This window comes from Actinomadura monticuli, assembly GCF_041463655.1.
In the GTDB taxonomy this organism is placed as follows: domain Bacteria; phylum Actinomycetota; class Actinomycetes; order Streptosporangiales; family Streptosporangiaceae; genus Spirillospora; species Spirillospora monticuli.
Genome location: NZ_JAXCEI010000005.1, coordinates 439,542 through 462,506 on the forward strand (window position 1 = coordinate 439,542; position 22,965 = coordinate 462,506).

Genomic DNA, 22,965 nt, shown 5'->3' on the forward strand with positions numbered 1-22,965 from the left:
GCGGCGCGCCGGCCCCCGGCGCGCCGCGCGCTCAGCTGGCGGCGCGGAGCCGAGGGAGGACGTCGGCTCCCAGGCGGGCGATGTTCTCCAGGGCGGCCTCGCGGGAGCCGGCGGCCTCGACCAGCAGGATCAGGTGCGTGATGCCCGTCTTCTCGACCGTGGTCAGGAGTGACTCGACGCAGTCGTCCGGCGAGCCGACGGGGTGGATGCCGCACATGCGGCGCGTGTAGCCGACGGGATCGGGGGACGGCCGTGGACGGTCGTCCACGGCGACGTAGCCGTCCAGGCCGGGGGCCAGCCAGCGGGGCATCTCCGTCATGAGGGTCGTGACCGCCTGCTCGCGGGTGTCGGCCACCTGGGCCACATGCGTCGAGACGTGCGGGAGCGCGGGGTCGCCGTGGCGGGCGACGGCGGCGGCCTTCTCGCCTGCGTCCACGTGCATGCCGAGCAGCATCGGCAGGCCGCGTTCGGCGGCGAGCCTCTCGGTGGCGGGCGACGTGCACGCCACCGTGACCGATGGCGGGACGAGCGCGCGCGGGACGATCGGCACCTCGCGGAAGCGGAAGTGTTCCCCCTCCCAGGAGACACGGTCATCACGCAGAGAGGTAAGGAGAAGGTCCAGGGATTCGGCGAAGCCGTGTTCGTAGCGGGGGACGCCCGTGCCGAAGACCTCCAGGTCCCGCCACGGCCCGCCGCGCCCGACGCCCAGGTGGAAACGTCCGCCGGAGAGCAGGGACAGCAGCGCCGCCTGCTCGGCGAGCGCCACCGGGTGCTGCGTGGACAGGACGCTCACCGCCGTCCCGACATGGATCCGCGAGGTGACGGCGAGAAGATGCCCGGCCATCAGCGTCGCGGACGGGACGACCCCGTACGACATGAAATGGTGCTCGGCCAGCCAGACGTCGTCGAACCCGGCGCGTTCGGCGGCGACGGCGGCCTCAACGGTACGGGACACGGCGGCGGCGTCGTCCTGCCCCGGAAATCGGGTGGTCAAGAGGAAGATTCCTAGGCGCACGTCCCCGTCGTACCCGGCAACCGGTGGGCGCGAGCCCTCTGCAAGACTGCGGAGCATGACTGAGGGTTCGTTCAGCAGGGTCGGGGTCGTCGGACTGGGCACGATGGGCGCGGGCATCGCCGAGGTGCTGGCGCGCGGCGGCCTCGCGGTCGTCGGCATCGAGGTGAACCAGGACGCGCTGGAGCGCGGGCGCGGGCACCTGGAAGGCTCGACCGGACGGGCCGTCAAGCGCGGCAGGCTCACCGAGGACGCGCAGCGGGAGATCCTCGGCCGGGTGACGCTGTCCACCGACTTCGCCGACCTCGGCGACTGCGACCTGGTCATCGAGGCCGTCCCCGAGCGGCTCGACCTGAAGCGCAAGGTGTTCGCCGAACTCGACCGGGTGTGCCGCGACGACGCCGTCCTCGCCACCAACACCTCGTCGCTGTCGGTCACCGACATCGCGGTCACCACCGGCCGCCCCACCAAGATCGTCGGCGTGCACTTCTTCAACCCGGCGCCGGTGATGAAGCTGGTCGAGGTCATCGCCACCGTGCTGACCGAGCCGGACGCCGTCGCCCGCGTCGCCGGCCTGGTGACGGGCCTCGGCAAGACGCCCGTCACGATCGGCGACCGCGCCGGGTTCGTCGCCAACCGGCTGCTGTTCGGCTACCTGAACCAGGCCGCCGGCATGCTGGAGTCCGGGCACGCGACCCGCGACGACATCGACACCGCGATGAAGGCGGGCGCCGGCCTGCCGATGGGCCCGTTCACCCTCATGGACCTGATCGGCCTCGACACCTGCCTGGAGGTGCTGGACGCGATCTACGCCGAGTCGCGCGACCGCCGGCACGCCGCCTCCCCGGTGCTGCGCGAACTCGTCACCGCCGGGCTGCTCGGCCGCAAGACCGGCCGCGGCTTCTACTCCTACGACACCTCGCCGGGAGCCGCGCCCGAGCCGGCGGACGGCCCGCTCCCGGTCGTCGGCATCGTCGGCGTCGGCCCGCTCGCCGACGCGCTCGCCGCGCTGTGCGACGGCGCGGGCGTCCAGGTCCGCGACTCCGCCGCCGACCTCGCCGGCTGCGACCTCGTCATCGAGGCGACGGAGGACGCCGAGGCCGCCCGCGCGCTGCTGTCGGCCGCCGCGCAGGCCGCCAAGCCGGACGCGGTGCTCGCCGTCACGTCCGCCGGCGGCTCGGTGATCGAGCAGGCGATGGCCACCGGACGTCCCGCCGACGTCGTCGGGCTGCACCTGCCCGACCCGGCCGGCACGCTCGCCGAGATCGCCGCCACCGTCGCGACCGGCCCGGACGTCGCCGACCGCGCCGCGGACCTCCTCGCCCGGCTCGGCCTCACCGTCGTCCGGTGCCGCGACCGTGCCGGGTTCATCGTGGACGCGCTGCGCTTCCCGTACCTGAACGACGCCGCCGCCATGCTCGGCGCCGGATACGCCGACGCCGACTCGATCGACGCCGCGATGACGCTCGGCTGCGGCTACCCGACCGGCCCGATCGCCGACCTCGACCGGCTCGGCCTGCCGCGGGCCGTCGCGGTCCTGCGCGCCCTGCACGCCGAGATTCGCGAACCCGCGCTGTCCCCGACCCCGCTCCTCGTCGAGCACGTGACCGCCGGCAGCCCCCTCCGCTGACGCCGCCGGACGAGCTTCGCTCGGCGCCCGTCCTCCAGCCCCCACCCACCGCCATCCAACAGACGAGCTTCGCTCGGCGCCCGTCCTCCAGCCCCCGCCCACCGCCATTCAAAGGACGAGCTCCGCTCGTTGAATATTCTTGGAGCATGAGCCCCCGGAAGAATCGCCGTGCCTATACCGGACGTCCCCCCGCGGGCGGCGGCGGGGCGTGGGCTCAGGAGACCGAGGAGGGTCCGGACGGCGAGTGGATCGTCCGGCCGATCGCCGGGGCCGCCGCGACCAAGGCGTACCGGTGCCCGGGATGCGACCAGGAGATCCCGCCGGGGGTCCCGCACGTCGTCGCCTGGCGGGCCGGGGACGACGGCGACGACCGGCGGCACTGGCATCGTCCCTGCTGGCAGGCACGGGGCAGGCGTTCGCCCCGCGTCCAGCGCAGCCGCAACGCACCCCGTTACTGAAGGAGGGCCATATGGCGGAGAGCAGGGCGGAGATCAGGGCGGCGACGGTGCTGCCGGCGCGGCGCGAGGAGATCACGCTGCACACGTCGGACGGGCTGGAGCTGGTCGGGGAGCTGGCGCTGCCGCTGGAGCGGCCGCCGGTGGCGACGCTGGTCTGCCTGCATCCGCTGCCCACGGCCGAGGGCATGATGGACAGCCATGTCCTGCGCAAGGCGTCCTACCGGCTGCCCGCGCTCGCCGACCTGGCCGTCCTGCGGTTCAACACCCGGGGGACGACGTCGGCGCGCGGGACGAGTCAGGGCGAGTTCGGCGAGGGGGAGACCGAGCGGTTCGACGTGGCCGCGGCGCTGGAGTACACCGAGTACCACGACCTGCCGCGGCCGTGGCTCCTCGGCTGGTCGTTCGGCACCGAACTGGCGCTGCGGTGGGGCCGGGACCCGCTGGTCGAGGGCGTGATCCTGCTGTCGCCGCCGCTGAAGCGGGCCGGGGACGCCGACCTGGACGCGTGGGGCGCCGACGGGCGTCCCGTGGTGGCGCTCGTGCCCGAGTTCGACGACTACCTGCGCCCGGCGGAGGCGCGGGAGCGGTTCAAGCGCGTCCCGCAGGCCGAGGTGGTCGCGGTGGACAACGCCAAGCACCTCTGGGTGGGCGAGCCGTATGTCCGGATCGTCCTGAACGAGATCGTCAAGCGTGTCGCGCCGGCCGCCTACCCGCTCCCCGCCGAATGGGACGAAGCGGACAGATAAACCTCGCGGCCGATCGCGGCCACTCCCGTCACAGGGCCGCGCGAGCGGGTAACCATGGCCCAATGACGGTGCAGCTGTACGCCAGGGATGTCGGTTCCGGCACGCCGCTCGTCCTGCTGCACGCGTTCCCGCTGTCCTCGGCGATGTGGCTGGCCCAGCGCGAGGGCCTCGCGGGACGGTTCCGCGTCATCACCCCCGACCTGCGCGGCTTCGGCGGCTCGGTACTCGGCGACGACGAGCCGTCGGTCGACGCGATGGCCGACGACGTCGCCCGCATGTTCCGGAGCGCGGGCGTGCAGCGCGCCGTCGTCGGCGGGCTGTCCATGGGCGGCTACGTCGCGATGGCGCTGTGCCGCCGCCACCCCGACCTGGTGCTCGGCCTCGTGCTCGCCGCCACCCGCGCCGCCGCCGACACCGAGCCCGTCCGGCGGAACCGGCTCCGGCAGGCCGAGCGGCTCGAACGCGACCGCAGCCCGCAGGTCCTGGTGGACGAGGTGCTGCCCGGCCTCGTCGGGCCCACCACCTACCGGCAGCGCGCCCTGATCTACGGGCGGGTGCGCGGGCTCGTCCAGGCGACGCCGCCGCACGCCGCCGCGTGGGCGCAGCGCGCCATGGCCGCACGCCCGGACGCCTTCGACACGCTCCGCGGCCTGCGCGCGCCCGCCCTCGTCATGATCGGGGACGAGGACGCCCTGGCCACCGAGGCCGAGGCCCGTGCGATGGCGGACGCGCTGCCGAACGCCGAGCTGCTGGTCATCCCGCGCGCCGGGCACCTGTGTGCGGTCGAGCAGCCCGACCTGTTCAACCAGGCGGTGGCGGAGTTCGCCGCCGCGCTCGCCCGGACCGCCCGCTGAGCCGCGCCCGTTGAGCCGCGCCCGTTGAGCGGCCCCGCGCCGTCCGGCTACAGGGTCTCCTGGCGCGGCATGGCGACCTCCCGGATCAGCAGCGAGATCGCCGCCGCCGTCGGGATCGCCAGCAGCGCGCCGACCACGCCCAGCAGCGCCGCCCCGACGAGCGCCGCGACGATCGTCACCGCGGGCTGCACGTCGACCGTCCGCTTCATGACGCGCGGGTAGACGAGGTAGTTCTCGACCTGCTGGTAGACCACATAGAAGATCACGCAGACGATGAGGTCGGTGGTGGTCCCGGTGAGGAAAGCGACCAGGCACACCACGACCGCGCCGATCGTCGCGCCGATGAGCGGGATCAGGTCGGTCACCGCGACGATCAGCGCCAGCGCGAGCGCGTACTTCACCCCGAGGATCGACAGGAAGACGTACGAGCTGACGCCCGCGATGAACGCGATCGTGAACTGCCCGGCGACGTAGCCGCCGATCCGGTCGAGGATCTCGTCGCCGAGCAGGGCGACGCGGGCCCGCCGCGAGCGCGGCGCGAGCTGGTAGGAGAACGTCTTGATCTGCGGCAGCGAGCTGAGGAAGTACAGCGTCAGGATCAGGATCGTGATCGTCTGGAAGATGCCGTTGACCGCGACCTTGCCGATGCCGGTGGCGGTGTCGGTGAGGGTCTTCTGGAAGTCCTCGCCGGACACCGCCTTCTGGGCGCGATCGAGCAGCCCGTAGCGCTTGTCCCAGTCGGCGAGCGTCTTGTTGTTCTGCAGCTGCGTGACGTATTCGGGGATGTTGTGCCGCAGCTCGGTGACCTGCTCGGACACCGGCTGGACGAGCGACGCGACGAACCCCGCGAAGAACAGGATCACCAGCAGGAACACCGTCGCGACGGCGGCGCCGCGCGGGAACCCGAACTTGCGCAGCCGCTCCACCGCCGGGTTGAGCCCGACCGCGAGGAACATCGCGACGACGATCATCACGATGACGGACTTGGCGTTCGTGGCGGCCTTCACCAGCATCCACGCGGTGATGACGCCGAGCGCGGCGGTGAACCCGAACACGAACGGGTGGGCGCGGCCGAGCGGCTCCCCCGGCCGGCCGAACGGGAACCGGTGGTCGACGCCCGCTTCGCGGCGGCGCTGCTCGACGTCGTGCGCCGGGTCGGGCGCACCGGGGACGGGCGGCGCCTGCTCGGCGGACGCCGCCGGAAGGGTGACCGGGGCGCCGGTCGCCGGGTCGCGTTCCCCCACGGGCTCGTCCGTCTCTTCGGGGCGCAGCGCACCGCTCGGGGCGACGCTCTCGCCTTCGCCGCCGGCCGCGCCGCCTCGGGCGCCGCCCTGGTCGCCGCCCTGGTCGCCGCCCTGGTCGCCGACGGTGTCGCGGTCGTCGGCGGGCGGGGTGGGAGCGGGGACCGCAGGGTCGCCCGCGGGCCGTCCGGGGCCGGGTACCGCCTCCGGTCCGTCCTCGCGGGAGGTCTCGTCGGGCACGCCGCTCTCCTCGTGTCGCAGTCTCTGTCTGAGACGAAGGAAAGCCTAGAGGCGTTTCACCGCCTCTAGGCTTTCCTCGACGCCGATCTCAGGAACTCACTCCTGCCACCAGTCCTCGTCGTCCTCTTCGGACTTCTGGGCCGGCTTGGCCGGTGCGGCCTTCGCCGCCGCCGGCTGCTGCTTCGGCTGGGCCGGGGCGGGCTTCGGCTCGGCGGCCGGGATCGCGGCCTTCTCCGGGGCCGCGGCCAGCTCGGGCTCGCCGCCCATCGACGGCGCGACGCCGCCGATGAGCTGGCGCAGCTGGTTGAGGTGGCTGGTGATGCTGTCGCGCTGCCGGGTGAGCTCGTCGACCTGGCGCTGCGCCTGGGTCCGGACGCGGTCGGCCTCGGACTTGGTCTCGGCGAGCAGCTGCTCGGCCTGCGCCTTCGCTTCGGCGATCACGTTGTCGGAGTTCTTGCGCGCGTTGGCCATGAGCTGCTTGGCGTGCGAGTCGGCCTCGCGCCGGGTCTGCTCGGCCTGCTGGGTCGCCTTCCCGGCGCGCTGCTCGGCGGACGCGGCGCGCTGCTCGGCCTCGGCGACGAGCTTCTGCGTGGCGGCCTGCGCGGCGGAGTGCCGCTCGGCGTCCTGCCGGTCGGCCTCCTCGCGGCGGGCGGCGAGCTGGATCTCGAACTCGGCCTCGGCCTGGGCGCGCTGGGCCTCGCTCTCCTCCAGGATGCGCTGCGCCTGCGCGCGCATCTCGTCGGCCTGGCGCTTGGCCGTGGTGAGGATCTCGTCGCGCTCGCGCTTGGTGGACGCGCGCAGCTGCGCGACCTCGCGCTCGGTGGTGGTGCGCAGCTTGGCGATCTCGCGCTCGGCGCCGGCCCGCTTCTCGGCGACCTCGTGGTCGGCGGTGGCGCGGAGCTTCGCGACCTCGCGCTCGGTGGTCGAGGTCAGCTCGTCGGCCTCGCGGTGGGCGGAGGTGCGCACCTCCTCGGCCTCGCGCTCGGCCGCGTTGCGCATGTCGTCGCCCTCGCGCTGGGCGTTGGCGCGCAGTTCGGCGGCGTCGTTCTCGGCGTTGGCGCGCTGCTCGGCGGCGTCGACCTTGGCCGCGGCCTTGATCTCGTTCGCCTCCGAGCGGGCCGCCTGGACCAGCTCGGTCGCCTGCTCCTCGGCGAGCCGCAGCAGCTGCTCGATGCGGGCGCCGAGACCGGAGTAGGTGGGACGTTCCTGCTCCTGGAGCTGACGATGGGCGTCCGACAGCTCCCGCTGCAGGGCCTGGGTCTGCTCGCGGGTCTGCCGCACCTCGTTGTCGAGCTGCTTGATGTGCTCGTCGACCTGGTGCCGGTCGTAGCCGCGAAGCACCACGTCGAACTCGCGCGGGGGCGTGTCTTCAAAGAAGTTGCTGAGCTGGGCGTCGATGTCGGACTGCATGTGGCTCAATCCTGATGTGACGGGGCTACGGGTGGTTCCGGGGACCGGTTGATCGCCTGACATGAACGGGCGCGGAGCCCCAGACCTCTTCCGGCGAAACGAAGCGTACTCCGGACACTGCCGTGTTGGGGGCTCATCTTGACGCGCTGCGTGGAATGTCCGGTTTGTTGCCGTGTTCGGGCGGGTCAAGGCTGCCCAGGTACCGGCGGTGCAAATGCACCAGATGTGTCTGAACGGTCACAGAGCGGCGGTCAAGGCCCCGCCGCCCGCGACCGTGATATCGAACACGTCACGATCCGGTCGCGCCCGCGCCGCGCCCGGCCCGCAAGATCATTCCGTGTCCCGGCGCTTCTGCACGAGTTCGGTCAGCACGCCGTGGCAGTCCTTGGGGTGCAAAAAGTTGATCAACGATCCCATGGATCCGTTGCGCGGCGCGTCGTACAGGACCCGCACGCCCTTGCCCGCGATCCCCGCCGCCTCGCCGACGACCGTCCCGTCCGTCCCGAACGCGATGTGGTGGACGCCCTCGCCGTTCTTCGCCAGCCACTTGGCGACGGCCGAGTCGTCCCGGATCGGCTCGATAAGCTGCAGGTAGCTCGCCGCGCCGTCCCCCGTCTCATTGATCTTGAGCATGCACTCCCGGACGCCCTGCTCCTCGTTCACCTCGAAGTGCGCGTCGGTGAAACCGTAGGTCGCCTTGTAGAACTCGACCGTCGCCTCCAGGTCATGACAGGCGATGCCGATGTGGTCGATACGGGTCAGCATGGGCTTTCTCCCTACTCCGGCGGCCAGGCGGGGGCGAACGGAACCGAACGACGTCGCCCTGGGTATGGTGGCAAACGTCGCCGCAGCACCATCGGGAGGGCCCCCACATGACCGCAACGTCCGTGATCGTCGCAGGTGCGCGCACCCCCATCGGGCGCCTGATGGGCTCGCTCAAGGACTTCTCCGCGGCCGACCTCGGCGCGCACGCGATCAAGGCGGCGCTGGAGCGGGCCGGCGTGTCCGGCGACCAGGTGCAGTACGTGATCCTCGGCCAGGTGCTCCAGGCGGGCGCGGGCCAGATCCCGTCCCGGCAGGCGGCGGTCAAGGCGGGCATCCCGATGAACGTCCCGTCCATCACGATCAACAAGGTGTGCCTGTCCGGGCTCGACGCGATCGCGCTCGCCGACCAGCTCATCCGGGCCGGCGAGTTCGACATCGTCGTGGCGGGCGGCATGGAGTCGATGACCCAGGCGCCGCACCTGCTGCCGAAGTCGCGCGGCGGCTACAAGTACGGCTCCATCGAGGTCCTCGACCACATGGCCTACGACGCCCTCACCGACGCGTTCGACGGCATCGCGATGGGCGAGTCGACCGAGCACCACAACGCCAGGCTCGGCATCTCCCGCGAGGACCAGGACGAGTTCTCCGCCCGCTCCCACCAGCGCGCCGCCACCGCCATCAAGAACGGCGTGTTCGACGAGGAGATCGCGCCGGTCGAGATCCCGCAGCGCAAGGGCGACCCGATCGTGTTCGCCAAGGACGAGGGCGTGCGCGCCGACACCACCGCCGAGGGCCTCGCCCGGCTGCGCCCCGCGTTCAGCAAGGACGGCACGATCACCGCCGGCTCGTCCTCGCAGATCTCCGACGGCGCCGCGGCCGTCGTCGTGATGTCCAAGACCAAGGCCGAGGAGCTGGGCCTCGGCTGGCTCGCCGAGATCGGCGCGCACGGCAACGTCGCCGGCCCCGACAACTCGCTCCAGTCGCAGCCGTCCAACGCGATCCGGCACGCCCTCGGCAAGGACGGCCTGACCGTCGACGACCTCGACCTCATCGAGATCAACGAGGCGTTCGCGTCCGTCGGCCTCCAGTCGATGCGCGACCTCGGCGTCGGCCCGGAGAAGGTCAACGTCAACGGCGGCGCCATCGCGCTCGGCCACCCGGTCGGCATGTCCGGCGCCCGCATCGCGCTGCACCTCGCCTACGAGCTGAAGCGCCGCGGCGGCGGCACCGGCGCCGCCGCCCTGTGCGGCGGCGGCGGCCAGGGAGACGCGCTGATCCTGCGCGTCCCCACCGCCTAGCGGTCACCGGCTCACCGGCTCACTGGGCGCTGGACTGCTGGATGGTGACGGTCTTGAAGCCCAGGGCCTTGAGCATGTTCTCTAGCATCGACTTCGTGTTGGCGTCCGCGCGTTCCTTCAGGCCGCTCTGCTGCGCGGCGGTCTGGATCTTCTGGGACGCCAGGACGTAGAGCTGCTGCTGGTTGTTCGGGTTGCTGCTGAAGAAGTCGCCGAAGCGGTCGATGAGGCCGCGCTCGGTGGCGTAGACGTAGCTGGACTTCGGGTCCAGGTTGGTCTTCTCCAGCTCGGCGCGCGGGAGCGTGATCGTCGCGGACGTCCGGTCCTGGTTCACCTTGACGGCGCCGGAGGCGAGCTTGGAGAAGTCCACGTACGCGTCGACGGTGCCGTTGCCGACGAAGAGGGTCCGCTTGCCGCGCAGCGAGCCGGGCAGGAACTTGGCGTCCTTCTCCAGGTCCACGATGACCTGGAAGCTGCCGCTCGCCGCCTCGTAGCGGTGCAGGTCGCGGATCGACTTCAGCAGGACGGGCCCGCTGCGGTCCTTGGTCTCCGTGCCGAACGGGTTCAGCCAGCCCGGCAGCCCGTGCAGCGCCTGCTGCGCCACCAGCACCAGGGCGATGGTCGCGATGACCAGCAGGACGGGGGTGAGCAGGCCGCGCCGGGCGGGGCGGGACGGCGTGGGGGGCGCGTCGTTCTTCGGTTCGGAGCGAGCCATGCCCATGACATTCCCGGCATCCGCGTCCAATACCTGCCGGACCGGTGAGGTCGGTGTGGGCCCCGGTGTGATCAAGGCCATAGGGCGAGCCGAAACCCCAGGTGGGGACGGTCCGTTGTGGGGGCGTGGACATGATTCGTGTTTTCCGGCTCGTCTCCGTCGCCGAGGCGGTCTCGTTCCTGCTCCTGCTGCTGGTGGCGATGCCGCTGAAGTACGGCGCGGACATGCCGGCCGGCGTTCAGGTGGTCGGGCCGCTGCACGGAGTCCTGTTCATGGCCTACGTCGGCCTGGTCTTCCTCGTCCGCGAGCAGCTCGGCTGGGGCTTCAAGCGCACGGTCCCGGCGCTCGGCGCCGCCTTCCTGCCGGTGGCCCCGTTCCTCGTGGAGCGGTACTGGACCCGGCCCGCGACGCCCGCCGCCGAGCCGCAGCCGCAGCCGGCCGGACGGGCCTGAGTTCCTGCGTGGCCGCGGCCGGCTGGGGGTGGCCGCCGCGGCCACGCAGGGGAGCCTTCACGCGGGGGAGCTCGCGGGCTCCGGCGCCCGGCGGCGCGACTCGCCGACACCGCGGTGCTTCTTCGCGGGCGCCGGGCGGAAGTCGCCGGGGCCGAGGGTGCAGGTGCGGTACGCGGTGAAGTGGCGGCCCAGCCAGGCGCGGCGCCGGCTCTCGGTCAGCGCCGCGAACCGGCGGGCCGCGTCGGCGTCGCCGATCGACGGGGGATCGTCGCCGAGGAGCCACGCGTCCACCAGCGCCCGGTAGCCGGCGGAGTCGCCCGCGCAGGCGGCGGAGTCCTTGAGCGCGTCGCTGATCTGCCGGACGGCCCGCGCCTCGTACCCGGGGGAGAGGTTCTCGTCGAGGTGGACGGAGGCGACCCCGCCCGCGACCGAGACCGGAGCCCACTCCGGCTGCTGCCGCACCTCCGTGAACGCGCCGGGCGTGCCGTTCAGCCGCGCGGCGAGCGGGACGACCGCCGCCGTCAGCCGGGGCAGCGCGTCCCGCAGCGCCGGGTGCACGCAGACGACCACCGGCCACTGCCGGCAGACGGGCCGCGCGGGGGCGGCCCGGACCGTCCCGGCGCCCGACTCGTGCAGGCCCAGCGTGGCGGTGCCGGTCGCGCCGAGCGCGGCGGCCAGCGGCAGGACGAGCAGGAGCCGCCGCGTGGCCCACAGCACGTAGCCGAGGATCAGCGCGACCGTCAGCCCGGCCGTCCAGAGCGCCTGGTCGGCGAACACCCGCGGGCGCAGGGCGCTGAACAGGTCGATGCGGGTGAAGGCGGCCGGGGGCAGCAGGCTCCACCACGACACGCCGGGGATGCGCAGGGCCGCCCACATCGACGTCGCGCCGAACGCCAGCGCCGCCGTCGCGCGGTGCGGGACGACGCGGCCCATCAGGTAGCCCACGACGACGTGCAGGACGAGCGCGCCCGCGCCCGCGATCACGCCGAGCGGATGCGGGTGGCCGGCCTCCGCCTGCGCCAGCGTGACGGCGACGACGAGCGCCGTGACGACGGCGTAGGAGACCAGCACCGCGGAGGACAGCAGGAGGAGGTCGAGCAGGACGCCCGTGGCGGGGGAGCGCGCGGTGAGGTCGCGCAGGTAGTCGAGGGGGCGCTCGCGCACCGCCGCCCACGCCGCCAGCGCGGTGGCGACCGGCCCGAGGAAGCGGACGGCGTTGACCAGCGTGGCGACCGTGTTGTCCCAGTACGCGGCGGAGAGGCAGAGCGTCGGAAGCGCGGCCGCCGTCCCGACCACGGTGAGGACGGGCACGGCGACCAGCAGTGCCGTGCGGCGGGCGTCCAGCCGGAGCACCCGCCCGAGGTCAGACACCGGTGGTGCTCCCGGCGGGCGGCCGCCTGACCCGCAGGCCCGCGAGACCGGCGAGCTGCGGCAGCTGGAGCTGGGGCAGCGCCGGCCGGGCGGGCCGGGCGGGCCGGCGCCGCAGCGCGTTGACGGCCTGCGGCTGCGGCGCGTCCTGCCGGCCCGGGGCGTCGGCGCCGCGCCGGTCGGCGGCGGACCGGCCCCGCCGCGCGCCGGCGGAGTGCGTCGGCTGCTCGGTCAGCCGGCCCCGGGCGAGCGTGAAGAGCCGGTCGCACCAGCCGGTGAGGGTGTCGGTGGCGTCGGCGGTGACGACCACCGCCGGCGCCAGCGTCCGCAGCACCGGGAACAGCTCCGCCATCGCGGCGGTCAGCGTGGACCCGCCGGGGCCGGCCGCGCCGGTGGGCCACGGCTCGGCGGCGGCGCACAGGTCGCCGAACGGGTCGTCCAGGAGCAGCACGGTCGGCTCGTGGACGCAGGCGGCGGCGAGGCCCGCGCGCAGCCGGACGTCGGGCGGCAGCAGCGCCAGTTCCGTCCCGGCGGCGTCGGCGAGGTCGAGCCGCCGCAGCATGGAGCGCGCCGCGGACGCGCTCATCCGCTTGTAGTACGCCGCGTACGCGACGAACTCGCCGGCCGTCATGCTCTCCGCCTGGGAGAACCGGGCCGGCAGGTAGCCGATCCCGGCCCGCGCGGCCCGCAGCCCGGCGGCGTTGGATATGTCATGTCCGAGAATGCGCAGCAGGCCGGCATTCGGCCTGCGCAAGGTCGCGAACGTGGCCAGCAGAGTGGATTTACCGGCACCAGGTGGACCGGCCAGGCCGACCACGCCTTCGGGCACGCCGAAGGTCACCGGGCGCAGGAGCCACCGCCCCCCGCGGCGGACACCCATTCCTCGGGCCACGATCACGGAATGCTCCGCGATCACAAGTGTTTCCCCCCGTTGCTCGTCATGCGGTCGCGGTGCCGGCGCGGACGCCGCGGTGGCCCCGGGTCCCCCAACCCGCCACGCGGTGCCCGCCGGACCGGGCCGCCGTTCGGCGGGCGCCGGCCGCTTTTGCCGAGCCGCGATGCATCGACATCGTGACTATAACCGGGCTTGGTGATCGCTGTCAGCAATCTTATTGCCTTTACGGCAGCACGCCTGGATTCTTTGCCTACCGCGCCGAAGGTGAGAATTCGAGAAAGGCGGACAATTCGCGGTTTGTCGTGCGTGGTGGGGCCTGCCGGGCGTCCGGCGCCGGCGGCGCGCTCCGCTGGGAGCGTACGGGGGCACGGCACGGTGCGGTCATGGGGCAGGATGGACCCATGCCTTCTCGGGACTTTTCGTTGCACGGGGCCATCGACCTGGGGGCGCGCCAGGCGGCCACACGCAAGCAGCAGGAACGCCGCGCCCAGGCGGCCGCCGCGCCGGCGGGCGCGGGCGGGGCCGCCGGCCAGTACGTCGTGGACGTCACCGACGAGACCTTCAACGCCGAGGTCGTGGAGCGGTCGCAGTCCGTCCCCGTCCTCGTCGACTTCTGGGCCGAGTGGTGCGGGCCGTGCAAGCAGCTCGGCCCCATCCTGGAGAAGCTCGCCGCAGAGGCGGCCGGCGCGTGGGTCCTCGCGAAGGTCGACATCGACGCGAACCCGCAGCTCGCCGCGTACATGCAGCAGATGGGCGTGCGCGGCATCCCGTTCGTGGCGGCCGTCGTCGCCGGGCAGCTGCTGCCGTTCCTGAACGGCGCGGCGCCCGAGCCGCAGGTGCGCGAGGCCATCGGCCAGCTCTTCGACGCGCTGCGCAAGGAGGGCATCCTGCCGGACGCGCCGCAGGGCGAGCAGCCCGGCGCGGCGGGCGAGGTCGGGGCGGCGCCCGCCGCCGACCCCGTGTACGCCGCCGCCGAGGACGCGCTGCAGCGCGGCGACCTGCCCGCCGCCAAGTCCGCGTTCGAGCGGATCCTCGCCGACGACCCGAGGGACGCCCAGGCCAAGCAGGGCCTCGCGCTGGTCGAGCTGAGCCTGCGCGTCGGGACGCTGGACGCCGGCGCCGTCGAGGACGCCGACGCCAAGCCCGGCGACGTCCGGGCGCAGATCAGCGCGGCCGACGTGGAGATGGTGTCCGGGCGCATCGACGCCGCGTTCGACCGGCTGCTGGCCGCCGTGCGCGGCAGCGCGGGCGACGACCGCGACGCGGCGCGCAAGCACCTGCTGTCGCTGTTCGAGCTGCTGCCGCCGGACGACCCGCGCGTCGGCAGGGCGCGCCGCGCCCTGCAGTCCGCCCTCTTCTGACCGGCGTCGTTCTCGCGGGACGAGGCGGGGCGATCGGGACACCCGGCCGCGGCGGTGAGCGTATGCTCGATGAAGATGACCGTGCCCGGACGGCCTAGGTGATGCACGTCAACGAGGTCGACCCCGCCGATCCGCGGCTCCGCACCCTCATGTCGCCGTCATGAGGGCTCCCGTGCCCGCGGTCCACGGGCGGCGCGCGGGAGCGAGAACAACCCGGATCGACAAGGGAGCATCCGTCGTGGCGAGCGTGCCGAGCGTGTCGTACTCCATCACCGTCCGGCTGGAGGTCCCGGCCGGCGGCAGGGCCGTCAGCCAGATCACCCACGTGGTCGAGAACGCCGGCGGCATCGTCACGGCCCTCGACGTCAACACCGCCGGCCACGAGACGCTGCGCATCGACGTCACGATCGCGACCCGCGACACCCAGCACGCCGAGGCGATCGCGGGGGCGCTGGAGGGCATCGAGTCCGTCAAGATCCACAAGGTCAGCGACCGGACCTTCCTGATGCACCTCGGCGGCAAGATCGAGATGCAGTCGAAGGTACCGCTGCGCAACCGCGACGAGCTCTCGATGGCCTACACGCCGGGCGTCGCCCGCGTCTCCCTCGCCATCGCCCGCAACCCCGAGGACGTCCGGCGGCTGACGATCAAGCGCAACAGCGTCGCCGTCGTCACCGACGGGTCGGCGGTGCTCGGCCTCGGCAACATCGGCCCGGAGGCCGCGCTGCCGGTCATGGAGGGCAAGGCGGCGCTGTTCAAGCGGTTCGCCGGGATCGACGCGTGGCCGATCTGCCTCGACACGCAGGACACGGACGAGATCGTCCGGACCGTCCAGATCCTGGCCCCCGCGTTCGGCGGCATCAACCTGGAGGACATCTCCGCCCCGCGCTGCTTCGAGGTCGAGGCCCGGCTGCGCGAGCTGCTCGACATCCCCGTCTTCCACGACGACCAGCACGGCACGGCGATCTGCGTCCTGGCCGCGCTGACGAACGCGCTGCGCGTCGTCGGCAAGGACATCGGCTCCGTCCGCATCACGATGGCGGGCGCGGGCGCCGCCGGGACGGCGATCCTGAAGCTGCTGATGCACGCGGGCGCCCGCGAGCTCGTCGTGTGCGACTACCGCGGCGCCGTCCACAAGGGCCGCGACGACCTGGACGACTCGCTCCGCTGGATCGCCGAGCACACCAACGCGGCCGGCTACGCGGGCGACCTGCGCGGCGCGGTCAAGGACGCCGACGTGTTCATCGGCGTCTCCGCCCCCGGCATCCTGACCGGCGACGACATCGCCACGATGAACGACGGCGCGATCGTGTTCGCGCTCGCCAACCCCGAGCCCGAGGTGTCGCCGGACGAGGCCCGCGAGCACGCCGCCGTCGTCGCCACCGGCCGCAGCGACTACCCCAACCAGATCAACAACGTGCTGGCCTTCCCCGGCGTGTTCCGCGGCCTGCTGGACGCCCAGGCCGACGGCGTCACCCTCGACATGCTGGCCGCCGCCGCGACGGCGCTCTCCGAGGTCGTCACCCCGGAGGAGATCGGCCCCAACTACATCGTGCCGAGCGTCTTCCACCCGGACGTGGCGACCCGCGTCGCCGGCGCCGTCCGCGAGGCCGCCGGCGGCCGCCCCCGCACCGAGGCGTAGCGGGGGCGCGTCCCGCGCCCTAGTCGCCCTTCTTGCCGGCGAACATGTGCTCGCGGCGGCGCGGCCAGACGCCGCCGTACCAGAAGATGATCACGCCGGTGAGGATGATGCCGACGCCGGTCGCGGCCCGCGCCCACAGGACGGTGTCGGGGCCGGTGTGCGGCAGGTTGCTCGGCGGCGTCTCGGTCGGCGCCCCGGTGCCCGCCTTCGTGCAGTTCGCCTTCACCGTCTTGGCCTCGATGCGCTTGTTGGCCCAGGTGACGGCGAGGTCGGTGCGGCGGTCCTCGCGGAGCTTGACCGAGATCGTGCGGGTGTTGTTCGGCCGGATCTGGCCGGGGATCGCGGCGCCGCCGTCGTCCCGCTCGATGGAGAAGTCCTCGGTCTGCGTCCCGGTGTTGCGGATCTTCACGTTGACGGTGCGCTCCGGGCAGGAGACCGACCCGATGCTCGCGGTCACCGGCGGCGTCGGCGGCTTCGGCGTCCCGGACCGGGTGGGGGTGGCCGAGCCGGACGGGCCGGGGCTCGCCGAGGTCGTGGCGGAGGTCGGTTCGGCGCGCCCGTCCGACCTGAACAAGGCCGGGATCGCGATCAGCGCTCCGATCACGATGAACACGGCGGCGATGACGACCCTGGGCAACTGCATCGCTGTCCTCCCGGCGCGCACCAAGCGGGTGGCCGATGATCCTAGATCATTCTTAACCCAGGACCTTGTGGTGCCGATATCCCCATCGATAGGAATGCGTAACAGGCTAACGAGCGGGGGGACGTGCCGCCGGAGGTCCGCACAACGCATGATGGAACCCATGGAAGACGGCATCAGGGTGGGGCTCCTGCTGGTGGCGACCCCTCAGCTGGAGGATCCGAACTTTCGGCGGAGCGTCGTCCTGCTGGTCGAGCACGACATCGGCGGCGGCACGCTGGGAGTTGTCCTCAACCGGCCGACCGAGATTCCCGTGGACCGCGTCCTCCCGCCCTGGGCCGAGCTCGCCACCGGGCCCGCCGTGGTCTTCCAGGGCGGCCCCGTGGCGCTGGAGCACGCGCTCGCGCTGGCCCGCCTCCCCGGCGAGGACGAGCCGCTCGGCTGGCGGGCCCTCGACGGCGGGACGGAGGTCGCGCGGGTAGGCGTCGTCGACCTGGAGGCCCCGCCCGGACTGCTGGCGGCCGAGCTGCTGCAACTGCGGGTGTTCGCCGGATACGCGGGCTGGTCGGCCGGGCAGCTGCGCGGCGAGGTCGAGGACGGCTCCTGGTACCTCGTGCCCGCCGAGGCCGGGGACGTGTTCGCCTCCGACCCGGACCGGCTGTGGCGGAACGTCCTGCGCAGGCAGGGCGGCGATCTGGCGTTCGTCTCCACTTTCCCCGAGGACCCCACGCTGAACTAAGGTGAACGACGTGAGTACGAAGATCCTTCCTGAGAGCGACACCCAGCAGGACGTCCGGCCGGACCTCTCGCACGGTGACGGCGACCACGAGCGGTTCGCCCACTACGTGAAGAAGCAGAAGATCACCGAGAGTGCCGTGACCGGCACGCCGGTGATCGCGCTGTGCGGCAAGGTCTGGGTGCCGAACCGGGATCCGAAGAAGTACCCGGTCTGCCCGGAGTGCAAGGAGATCTACGAATCCATGCAGCCGGCGGGCAAGGGCGACGAGTGACCTGCCGCTGAGAGGCGGCTTGCGGCGCGTCGCCATTCCGGGCTGCGCGCTATCGGGTCCCGCGGCGGGGGCATGCCGCGGGGCCTGCGGTTTCTGACATACGCGGTTTCTGACATACGGGGGATGAATTGCGGCGGCTGGCCGGGGTTTCGCTATGCGCACTGTTGGTTACGGTATGCGCCGTTCCGATCGCGGAGGGTCAGCGGGTGCGGCCGCGGGCCGTCCCGGCCGCCGCGCGGGACGGCGGGTGCGTCGACCGCCCGAACGCCCGGACGGCCCGCCCGCGCGACCGGGCCGACCGGGCCGACCTCGGGCACGACGAGGTCGTCGGCATGCTCGCCGACCTCCGCCGGACGCTCCTCGACCGGTTCGGGACGTCCGACGAGCATCGCCTCGACTCCGCCCGCCGCAAGGCGAGGCGCCTCGTCGTCCCGGTGCGGTTCCACGTCGTCCGCAGCGGGTCGAGCGGACGGCTGTCGAAGCGGGACGTCCAGCGCCAGATCTCCACCCTGAACGCCGCGTACGGGGGCCGGAAGGGCGGCGTCGACACGGGGGTGCGGTTCCGCCTCACCGGCGTCGACAGCACGAACAACGCGAGATGGTTCCACGAGCCGGAGCGGAACGAGCGCGCGATGAAGAAGCGCCTGCGCAAGGGCGGGCGCGGCACGCTCAACGTCTTCACGGCCTCCGTCGGGTCGGACGTCCTCGGGTTCTCCACGTTCCCGCAGTGGTACCGGCGCGACCCGCGCATGGACGGCGTCGTCATCGACTACCGCAGCCTGCCGGGCGGGTCGTCCGGGCCGTTCAGCCGCGGGTACACGGCCGTCCACGAGATCGGGCACTGGCTCGGGCTGCTGCACACGTTCGAGGGCGGCTGCGTCCCGCCGGGCGACGGGGTGGCCGACACCCCGTACGAGGCGGAGCCGGCGGAGGGCTGCCCGCAGGGCCGCGACTCCTGCCCGCAGCGCGGCCGCGATCCGATCCACAACTTCATGGACTACGCCCACGACGCCTGCATGAACTCCTTCACCGCAGGTCAGGGCCGTCTCATCCGGGCGTCGTGGGCGGCCTACCGGTCCCGCGGGCACGGCCGGCACCGTGTGGATCTCGGCACACGTGAGGCCGGCGGGGCACGAACTGTCGGCGGGGCTCGGTAGCCTTCGATGACCGTGAGTACCTTCGCCGCATCGAGCATGCCCCCCGCGTTCCCCGAACGCGCCGCCTGGGGGACTGCGTCGTCCCTGCGCGCCTGGCAGCAGCAGGCGCTGGAGGCCTACTTCGGGACGGACGGCTCCGCGCCGGGCCCGCGCGACTTCCTCACCGTCGCGACGCCCGGCGCCGGTAAGACGACGTTCGCGCTCCGCCTCGCCCGCGAGCTGATGGAGCGGCGCATCGTCGCGGCGATCACGATCGTGTGCCCGACCGAGCACCTGAAGCGGCAGTGGGCCGAGTCCGCCGCCCGCGTCGGCATCAGGATCGACCCCGAGTACCAGAACGGCCAGGGCCCGGTCGGCAAGGACTTCCACGGCATCGCCGTCACCTACGCGACGGTCGCCGCCCGTCCGGCGCTGCACCGCAACCGCACCGAGAGCCGCAAGACCCTCGTCATCTTCGACGAGGTGCACCACGCGGGCGACGGGCTGTCCTGGGGCGACGCCGTCCGGGAGGCGTTCGAGCCCGCCGCCCGCCGGCTGGGCCTGTCCGGCACGCCGTTCCGCACCGACATCAACCCGATCCCGTTCGTCCAGTACGACGAGGGGCCGGACGGCATCCGGCGCAGCCGGGCCGACTACACCTACGGCTACGGCCCAGCACTCGCCGACGGCGTCGTCCGCCCGGTGATCTTCCTGGCGTACGCGGGCGAGATGCGCTGGCGCACCCGCGCCGGCGACGAGATCACCGCCACCCTCGGCGAGCCCCTCACCCAGGACCAGACCGCCCAGGCGTGGCGCGCCGCGCTCGACCCCAAGGGCGACTGGATCAGGCAGGTGATCGCCGCCGCCGACCGGCGCCTCACCGAGCTGCGCCGCGTCATCCCGGACGCGGGCGGCCTGGTCATCGCCACCGACCACGAGACGGCCCGCGCCTACGCCGGGATGCTCAAGGCGGTCACCGGCCAGAGCGCCACGGTCGTGCTGTCGGACGACCCGACCGCGTCCAAGAAGATCAAGGCGTTCACCGACACCGACGACCGCTGGATGGTCGCCGTCCGCATGGTCTCCGAGGGCGTCGACATCCCGCGCCTCTGCGTGGGCGTCTACGCGACCTCGACGAGCACGCCGCTGTTTTTCGCGCAGGCCATCGGCCGTTTCGTTCGCGCCCGCAAGCGCGGCGAGACGGCCTCGGTCTTCCTGCCGTCCGTCCCGACCCTCATGGGCCACGCCGCCGACATGGAGGAGGAGCGCGACCACGTCCTGGACCGGCCCGTCCGCGAGGACGGCCTCGACGACGACCTGCTGGCCGAGGCCAACCGCCAGCAGGACACCCCCGACGTGGGCGAGGAACTCCCCTTCGAGACGGTCGAGGCCTCGGCCACGTTCGACCGCGTCCTCTACGACGGCGGCGAGTTCGGCATGAACGCCCAGCCCGGCTCCGCCGAAGAGGAGGAGTACCTGGGCATCCCCGGCCTCCTGGAGCCCGAGCAGGTCTCGGCCCTGCTGCGCAAGCGGCAGGAGGCCCAGCTGGCCAGCGAGCGCAAGCGCAAGACCGGCGACCCCCGCGCCGACCGCACCGCCGCCGAGGACATCGCCGCCCTCCGCCGCGAGCTGAACGGCCTGGTCAACGCCTGGAACCACCGCACGGGCCAGCCGCAGGGCGTCATCCACAACGAACTGCGCCGCGCCTGCGGCGGCCCGCCCGTCCCGCAGGCCAGCGCCGCCGAGATCCGCGACCGCATCGCCAAGATCCGCGACTGGGCCGCCAAACGCCGCCACTGACGGCATCACCGCACGTCGGGGACCTTCGGCCGCCCGACGCGATCCCGCAGGACGTCATCGAGCACCCCCGCCACCCGATCGACCGCCTCACACGGGTACTCGATCAAGCGGGAGATCTGGAGGACCCACCGCCCGCCGGCCCGTACCGCCGCGACGCTCACCGCGGCGCTCTCGGCCCCTTGCGGGTAGACCCACAGCACCGGCGGCGACTCGGCGTACATCTTGAGCTGCGCCCAGCCTCGCGTCCGCACCGTGTCGGCCAGGGCGTCCAGATGCCGTTCGGCCGTCCGCTGCCGGTACCGGAGCCGGACCCACCACACCCCGGGCCGGGTACGGGGAACCGTCACTCGGCCAGCCGCGCCCACGTCACCTTCCCGCCGTTGCCGAGCGTCCGGACGCCCCACTCCTCGACGAGCATGGACATCATCAGCAGCCCGCGCCCCGACTCGGCGGTGTCGTCCTCGGCGTGGACGACCGGGAGTTCGTCGGAGCCGTCCTCCACCTCCACCAAGGTGTAACCGTCTCGCAAGATTAGACGGACGGAAATGAGCTCCGTGTCGGTGTGCCTGTGGACGTTGGTCACCAATTCGGTGACGACCGTACGTCCGATGTAGTCGTCCCCTAGAGAGTGCTGACGGAATACGTCCGCAAGCCACTTTCGAGCGGTCTCCGGCGCGCGCGCGGAGGAATTGAGCACGATTGCGCCCGCCTCTGTCGCCAGATTCGAATCGATCACGGTAAACAGCCTCCAGAACGGCGTTCTTTCGCGGAATCCGGTGGCAAAATCATTGCTTTCATGTCACGCTGTGCGATGGGAAATGCACAACGAGTGCCCAAGGTCCGCGCATCCCTGGGCAGCCGCCGCTCATGGCCGGTCATCACCGGCCGTCCGCAAAGGAGATGGAGATGGGACAACGCCCGAACGACCTACGCCCCTGGGAGTCCCCGAACGCGCTCTTCGGTTCCGAACTCCGCCGCTACCGCGAGGCGGCGAGTCTGAGCATCGCCGCCTTCTGCGAGCGGATCCAGGAGAGCGCGCCGTACTCGAAGAGCACCGTCGGCTCGGTGGAACGCGGAGAGTCCCGGCCCGACCGGCTCCTGGCCGTCCACGGCGACCGCGTCCTCGACACCCGGGAGGCCCTGACCCACCTGTGGGACGGCCTGTTCAAGGGCACCAACGCCGTCCCGGTCTGGTTCGTCGACTGGGCCATGCAGGAACCGAAGTTCGACGCCATCCGAGGCTACGAGCCTCTGGTCATCCCCGGTCTTCTGCAGACCCCCGCCTACGCCGCCCACCTGCTCGACAACGACGAGACCGCGGTCGAGGCCCGCCTCACCCGGCAGGACGTCCTGACCGGCGACACTCCACCGAACCTCATGTACGTGATCGACGAGAGCGTCCTCAACCGCGGCGCGGGAGATCCGCAGGTCATGCGTGACCAACTCCAGCACCTCTTGGCGATCTCCTCCCGTCAGGTACGCATCCAAATCGCCCCGCTCAGCCTGCACGAGGGCATCACCGGTGCCTTCGCCATAGGAGCGCTTCCAGACGGAAGCGAGGTAGGGTACAAAGACAACGCAATCAGCGGCGACACGACCACCGACCGCCTCGAAATCAAACGGCTCACCGAGCTGTTCGCGTCCATTCAGTCCGCCGCGTACCCCGTGGACCAGTCCCTCGACCTGATAGCAAAGGTGGCAAAGGAAAAATGGACCTGAGCACCGCCCAGTGGCGCAAGTCCAGCCGCAGCTCCAGCAACGGCGGCAACTGCGTCGAGATCGCGCGCATCGATGGCACTGTGGCCGTCCGTGACAGCAAGGACCCGGACGGCCCCAAGCTCCTGCTCACCCCCCGGGCGCTCCGCCACCTCGGCGAGGCGCTCAAGGACGCCTAGTCACCCGGCTCGGACGCCGCCCCCCGGACGGCGTCCGAGCTGAGCCGACAGGAAAGGTGGCGAAGGAAATGGACCTGAGCACCGCCCAGTGGCGCAAGTCCAGCCGCAGCTCCAGCAACGGCGGCGACTGCGTCGAGCTGGCCCGCATCGACAACACCGTGGCCGTCCGTGACAGCAAGGACCCGGACGGCCCCAAGCTCCTCCTCACCCCCCGGGCGCTCCGCCACCTCGGCGAGGCGCTCAAGGACGCCTAGTGCGGTGACCACGCACGTCGGCAGGATCGTCCCTATGTTGACCTGCGGCGTGTTGTTGTTATGGCGAGGCCCATAAGAACAACACGCCGCAGGTCAACGGACCCGGTGAACCTTGATGGCCACCGCACTGGTCATCCGGCTCGGAC

The 22,965-nt window shown here is 72.5% G+C and carries 25 protein-coding genes; 15 read left to right on the forward strand and 10 right to left on the reverse strand.

The genetic code is table 11. The annotated features are described in order from the left end of the window. Nucleotides 1-31: 31 nt before the first annotated feature. The gene (locus tag SM611_RS13850) at nucleotides 32-1,072 is read right to left on the reverse strand and encodes an LLM class flavin-dependent oxidoreductase (protein ID WP_371949912.1); all 1,041 of its coding nucleotides are present in this window, start codon (nucleotides 1,070-1,072) and stop codon (nucleotides 32-34) included. Between SM611_RS13850 and SM611_RS13855 the strand changes: the two genes are divergently transcribed. From SM611_RS13855 to SM611_RS13870, 4 genes are all read left to right on the forward strand, one after another. Then, complete coding sequence (locus SM611_RS13855) at nucleotides 1,071-2,642, forward strand: 3-hydroxyacyl-CoA dehydrogenase family protein (protein ID WP_371949913.1); 1,572 nt, start codon at nucleotides 1,071-1,073, stop codon at nucleotides 2,640-2,642. The genes SM611_RS13850 and SM611_RS13855 overlap by 2 nt on opposite strands. 146 nt (nucleotides 2,643-2,788) lie before the next feature. Next, complete coding sequence (locus tag SM611_RS13860; protein WP_371949914.1) at nucleotides 2,789-3,100, forward strand: Rv1322 family protein; 312 nt, start codon at nucleotides 2,789-2,791, stop codon at nucleotides 3,098-3,100. Nucleotides 3,101-3,111: 11 nt separating this feature from the next. After that, entirely contained in the window at nucleotides 3,112-3,846 is a 735-nt protein-coding gene (locus tag SM611_RS13865) for an alpha/beta hydrolase (RefSeq protein ID WP_371949915.1), read from the forward strand. A 62-nt stretch (nucleotides 3,847-3,908) separates the two neighbouring features. Further along, the gene (locus SM611_RS13870) at nucleotides 3,909-4,700 is read left to right on the forward strand and encodes an alpha/beta fold hydrolase (RefSeq protein WP_371949916.1); all 792 of its coding nucleotides are present in this window, start codon (nucleotides 3,909-3,911) and stop codon (nucleotides 4,698-4,700) included. 47 nt (nucleotides 4,701-4,747) lie between these two features. Here the strand turns inward: SM611_RS13870 and SM611_RS13875 are convergent, their stop codons facing one another. The 3 genes from SM611_RS13875 to mce all read right to left on the reverse strand — a co-directional run bounded on the left by SM611_RS13875 (nucleotide 4,748) and on the right by mce (nucleotide 8,356). Beyond that, nucleotides 4,748-6,181, reverse strand: coding sequence for an AI-2E family transporter (locus SM611_RS13875; RefSeq protein ID WP_371949917.1), 1,434 nt, complete (start codon nucleotides 6,179-6,181; stop codon nucleotides 4,748-4,750). 96 nt (nucleotides 6,182-6,277) lie between these two features. Then, nucleotides 6,278-7,591 carry a DivIVA domain-containing protein gene (locus SM611_RS13880; RefSeq protein ID WP_371949918.1) on the reverse strand — a complete coding sequence of 438 codons (1,314 nt, stop codon included), beginning with the start codon at nucleotides 7,589-7,591 and terminating at the stop codon, nucleotides 6,278-6,280. A gap of 330 nt (nucleotides 7,592-7,921) precedes the next feature. Then, complete coding sequence (gene mce / locus SM611_RS13885) at nucleotides 7,922-8,356, reverse strand: methylmalonyl-CoA epimerase (protein ID WP_371949919.1); 435 nt, start codon at nucleotides 8,354-8,356, stop codon at nucleotides 7,922-7,924. 107 nt (nucleotides 8,357-8,463) lie between these two features. Here mce and SM611_RS13890 point away from each other — a divergent pair, with 107 nt between their 5' ends. Next, nucleotides 8,464-9,654, forward strand: coding sequence for an acetyl-CoA C-acetyltransferase (locus SM611_RS13890; protein WP_371949920.1), 1,191 nt, complete (start codon nucleotides 8,464-8,466; stop codon nucleotides 9,652-9,654). Between the two features lie 19 nt (nucleotides 9,655-9,673). On the opposite strand, the gene SM611_RS13895 is transcribed toward SM611_RS13890, so the two are convergent. Then, nucleotides 9,674-10,366 (reverse strand): DUF4230 domain-containing protein, encoded by a 693-nt coding sequence (locus SM611_RS13895; RefSeq protein ID WP_371949921.1) that lies wholly within the window; start codon nucleotides 10,364-10,366, stop codon nucleotides 9,674-9,676. A gap of 131 nt (nucleotides 10,367-10,497) precedes the next feature. Here SM611_RS13895 and SM611_RS13900 point away from each other — a divergent pair, with 131 nt between their 5' ends. After that, nucleotides 10,498-10,818: a DUF3817 domain-containing protein gene (locus SM611_RS13900; protein WP_371949922.1), complete on the forward strand. Its 321-nt coding sequence runs from the start codon at nucleotides 10,498-10,500 to the stop codon at nucleotides 10,816-10,818. A 57-nt stretch (nucleotides 10,819-10,875) separates the two neighbouring features. On the opposite strand, the gene SM611_RS13905 is transcribed toward SM611_RS13900, so the two are convergent. Both SM611_RS13905 and SM611_RS13910 read right to left on the reverse strand, forming a co-directional pair. Next, nucleotides 10,876-12,189 (reverse strand): hypothetical protein, encoded by a 1,314-nt coding sequence (locus SM611_RS13905; protein WP_371949923.1) that lies wholly within the window; start codon nucleotides 12,187-12,189, stop codon nucleotides 10,876-10,878. Continuing rightward, a complete protein-coding gene (locus SM611_RS13910) occupies nucleotides 12,182-13,066 on the reverse strand; it encodes an ATP-binding cassette domain-containing protein (protein WP_371950043.1) in 885 nt (294 codons plus the stop codon). Before SM611_RS13910 ends, SM611_RS13905 begins: the two co-directional genes overlap by 8 nt. A gap of 416 nt (nucleotides 13,067-13,482) precedes the next feature. Here SM611_RS13910 and SM611_RS13915 point away from each other — a divergent pair, with 416 nt between their 5' ends. Together SM611_RS13915 and SM611_RS13920 are read left to right on the forward strand one after the other, a co-directional pair. After that, entirely contained in the window at nucleotides 13,483-14,442 is a 960-nt protein-coding gene (locus tag SM611_RS13915; protein ID WP_371949924.1) for a tetratricopeptide repeat protein, read from the forward strand. A gap of 238 nt (nucleotides 14,443-14,680) precedes the next feature. Beyond that, on the forward strand, nucleotides 14,681-16,084 hold the full coding sequence (locus SM611_RS13920; RefSeq protein ID WP_371949925.1) for an NAD-dependent malic enzyme: 1,404 nt from the start codon (nucleotides 14,681-14,683) through the stop codon (nucleotides 16,082-16,084). Between the two features lie 19 nt (nucleotides 16,085-16,103). Here SM611_RS13920 and SM611_RS13925 read toward each other — a convergent pair whose 3' ends face one another. Then, nucleotides 16,104-16,727, reverse strand: coding sequence for a hypothetical protein (locus tag SM611_RS13925; protein WP_371949926.1), 624 nt, complete (start codon nucleotides 16,725-16,727; stop codon nucleotides 16,104-16,106). Between the two features lie 160 nt (nucleotides 16,728-16,887). Between SM611_RS13925 and SM611_RS13930 the strand changes: the two genes are divergently transcribed. The 4 genes from SM611_RS13930 (at nucleotide 16,888) to SM611_RS13945 (ending at nucleotide 20,670) form a co-directional block, all read left to right on the forward strand. Then, on the forward strand, nucleotides 16,888-17,463 hold the full coding sequence (locus SM611_RS13930) for a YqgE/AlgH family protein (RefSeq protein WP_371949927.1): 576 nt from the start codon (nucleotides 16,888-16,890) through the stop codon (nucleotides 17,461-17,463). 10 nt (nucleotides 17,464-17,473) lie between these two features. Next, on the forward strand, nucleotides 17,474-17,734 hold the full coding sequence (locus SM611_RS13935; protein WP_371949928.1) for a DUF3039 domain-containing protein: 261 nt from the start codon (nucleotides 17,474-17,476) through the stop codon (nucleotides 17,732-17,734). Nucleotides 17,735-17,940: 206 nt separating this feature from the next. Next, a complete protein-coding gene (locus SM611_RS13940) occupies nucleotides 17,941-18,891 on the forward strand; it encodes a zinc metalloprotease (protein WP_371949929.1) in 951 nt (316 codons plus the stop codon). A gap of 36 nt (nucleotides 18,892-18,927) precedes the next feature. Next, on the forward strand, nucleotides 18,928-20,670 hold the full coding sequence (locus SM611_RS13945; RefSeq protein ID WP_371949930.1) for a DEAD/DEAH box helicase: 1,743 nt from the start codon (nucleotides 18,928-18,930) through the stop codon (nucleotides 20,668-20,670). Nucleotides 20,671-20,675: 5 nt separating this feature from the next. Here SM611_RS13945 and SM611_RS13950 read toward each other — a convergent pair whose 3' ends face one another. Beyond that, nucleotides 20,676-21,017 (reverse strand): hypothetical protein, encoded by a 342-nt coding sequence (locus SM611_RS13950; protein WP_371949931.1) that lies wholly within the window; start codon nucleotides 21,015-21,017, stop codon nucleotides 20,676-20,678. Then, nucleotides 21,014-21,406: an ATP-binding protein gene (locus SM611_RS13955; protein ID WP_371949932.1), complete on the reverse strand. Its 393-nt coding sequence runs from the start codon at nucleotides 21,404-21,406 to the stop codon at nucleotides 21,014-21,016. The genes SM611_RS13950 and SM611_RS13955 overlap by 4 nt, the downstream gene beginning before the upstream one ends. 170 nt (nucleotides 21,407-21,576) lie before the next feature. Between SM611_RS13955 and SM611_RS13960 the strand changes: the two genes are divergently transcribed. The 3 genes from SM611_RS13960 to SM611_RS13970 all read left to right on the forward strand — a co-directional run bounded on the left by SM611_RS13960 (nucleotide 21,577) and on the right by SM611_RS13970 (nucleotide 22,819). Continuing rightward, nucleotides 21,577-22,389: a helix-turn-helix domain-containing protein gene (locus tag SM611_RS13960; protein WP_371949933.1), complete on the forward strand. Its 813-nt coding sequence runs from the start codon at nucleotides 21,577-21,579 to the stop codon at nucleotides 22,387-22,389. Continuing rightward, nucleotides 22,380-22,565, forward strand: a complete 186-nt coding sequence (locus SM611_RS13965) for a DUF397 domain-containing protein (protein WP_371949934.1) — start codon at nucleotides 22,380-22,382, stop codon at nucleotides 22,563-22,565. The genes SM611_RS13960 and SM611_RS13965 overlap by 10 nt, the downstream gene beginning before the upstream one ends. Nucleotides 22,566-22,633: 68 nt before the next feature. Beyond that, complete coding sequence (locus tag SM611_RS13970) at nucleotides 22,634-22,819, forward strand: DUF397 domain-containing protein (protein ID WP_371949935.1); 186 nt, start codon at nucleotides 22,634-22,636, stop codon at nucleotides 22,817-22,819. Nucleotides 22,820-22,965: the final 146 nt, after the last annotated feature.

What these genes read in the sequence shown, in the direction of transcription:
- SM611_RS13855 (WP_371949913.1), top strand. Translation starts at nt 1,071, where the DNA reads ATGACTGAGGGTTCGTTCAGCAGGGTCGGGGTCGTCGGACTGGGCACG.
- SM611_RS13850 (WP_371949912.1), bottom strand. Translation starts at nt 1,072, where the DNA reads ATGCTCCGCAGTCTTGCAGAGGGCTCGCGCCCACCGGTTGCCGGGTAC.
- SM611_RS13860 (WP_371949914.1), top strand. Translation starts at nt 2,789, where the DNA reads ATGAGCCCCCGGAAGAATCGCCGTGCCTATACCGGACGTCCCCCCGCG.
- SM611_RS13865 (WP_371949915.1), top strand. Translation starts at nt 3,112, where the DNA reads ATGGCGGAGAGCAGGGCGGAGATCAGGGCGGCGACGGTGCTGCCGGCG.
- SM611_RS13870 (WP_371949916.1), top strand. Translation starts at nt 3,909, where the DNA reads ATGACGGTGCAGCTGTACGCCAGGGATGTCGGTTCCGGCACGCCGCTC.
- SM611_RS13880 (WP_371949918.1), bottom strand. Translation starts at nt 7,591, where the DNA reads ATGCAGTCCGACATCGACGCCCAGCTCAGCAACTTCTTTGAAGACACG.
- mce (WP_371949919.1), bottom strand. Translation starts at nt 8,356, where the DNA reads ATGCTGACCCGTATCGACCACATCGGCATCGCCTGTCATGACCTGGAG.
- SM611_RS13890 (WP_371949920.1), top strand. Translation starts at nt 8,464, where the DNA reads ATGACCGCAACGTCCGTGATCGTCGCAGGTGCGCGCACCCCCATCGGG.
- SM611_RS13895 (WP_371949921.1), bottom strand. Translation starts at nt 10,366, where the DNA reads ATGGCTCGCTCCGAACCGAAGAACGACGCGCCCCCCACGCCGTCCCGC.
- SM611_RS13900 (WP_371949922.1), top strand. Translation starts at nt 10,498, where the DNA reads ATGATTCGTGTTTTCCGGCTCGTCTCCGTCGCCGAGGCGGTCTCGTTC.
- SM611_RS13910 (WP_371950043.1), bottom strand. Translation starts at nt 13,066, where the DNA reads ATGGGTGTCCGCCGCGGGGGGCGGTGGCTCCTGCGCCCGGTGACCTTC.
- SM611_RS13915 (WP_371949924.1), top strand. Translation starts at nt 13,483, where the DNA reads ATGCCTTCTCGGGACTTTTCGTTGCACGGGGCCATCGACCTGGGGGCG.
- SM611_RS13925 (WP_371949926.1), bottom strand. Translation starts at nt 16,727, where the DNA reads ATGCAGTTGCCCAGGGTCGTCATCGCCGCCGTGTTCATCGTGATCGGA.
- SM611_RS13930 (WP_371949927.1), top strand. Translation starts at nt 16,888, where the DNA reads ATGGAAGACGGCATCAGGGTGGGGCTCCTGCTGGTGGCGACCCCTCAG.
- SM611_RS13945 (WP_371949930.1), top strand. Translation starts at nt 18,928, where the DNA reads ATGCCCCCCGCGTTCCCCGAACGCGCCGCCTGGGGGACTGCGTCGTCC.
- SM611_RS13960 (WP_371949933.1), top strand. Translation starts at nt 21,577, where the DNA reads ATGGGACAACGCCCGAACGACCTACGCCCCTGGGAGTCCCCGAACGCG.
- SM611_RS13965 (WP_371949934.1), top strand. Translation starts at nt 22,380, where the DNA reads ATGGACCTGAGCACCGCCCAGTGGCGCAAGTCCAGCCGCAGCTCCAGC.
- SM611_RS13970 (WP_371949935.1), top strand. Translation starts at nt 22,634, where the DNA reads ATGGACCTGAGCACCGCCCAGTGGCGCAAGTCCAGCCGCAGCTCCAGC.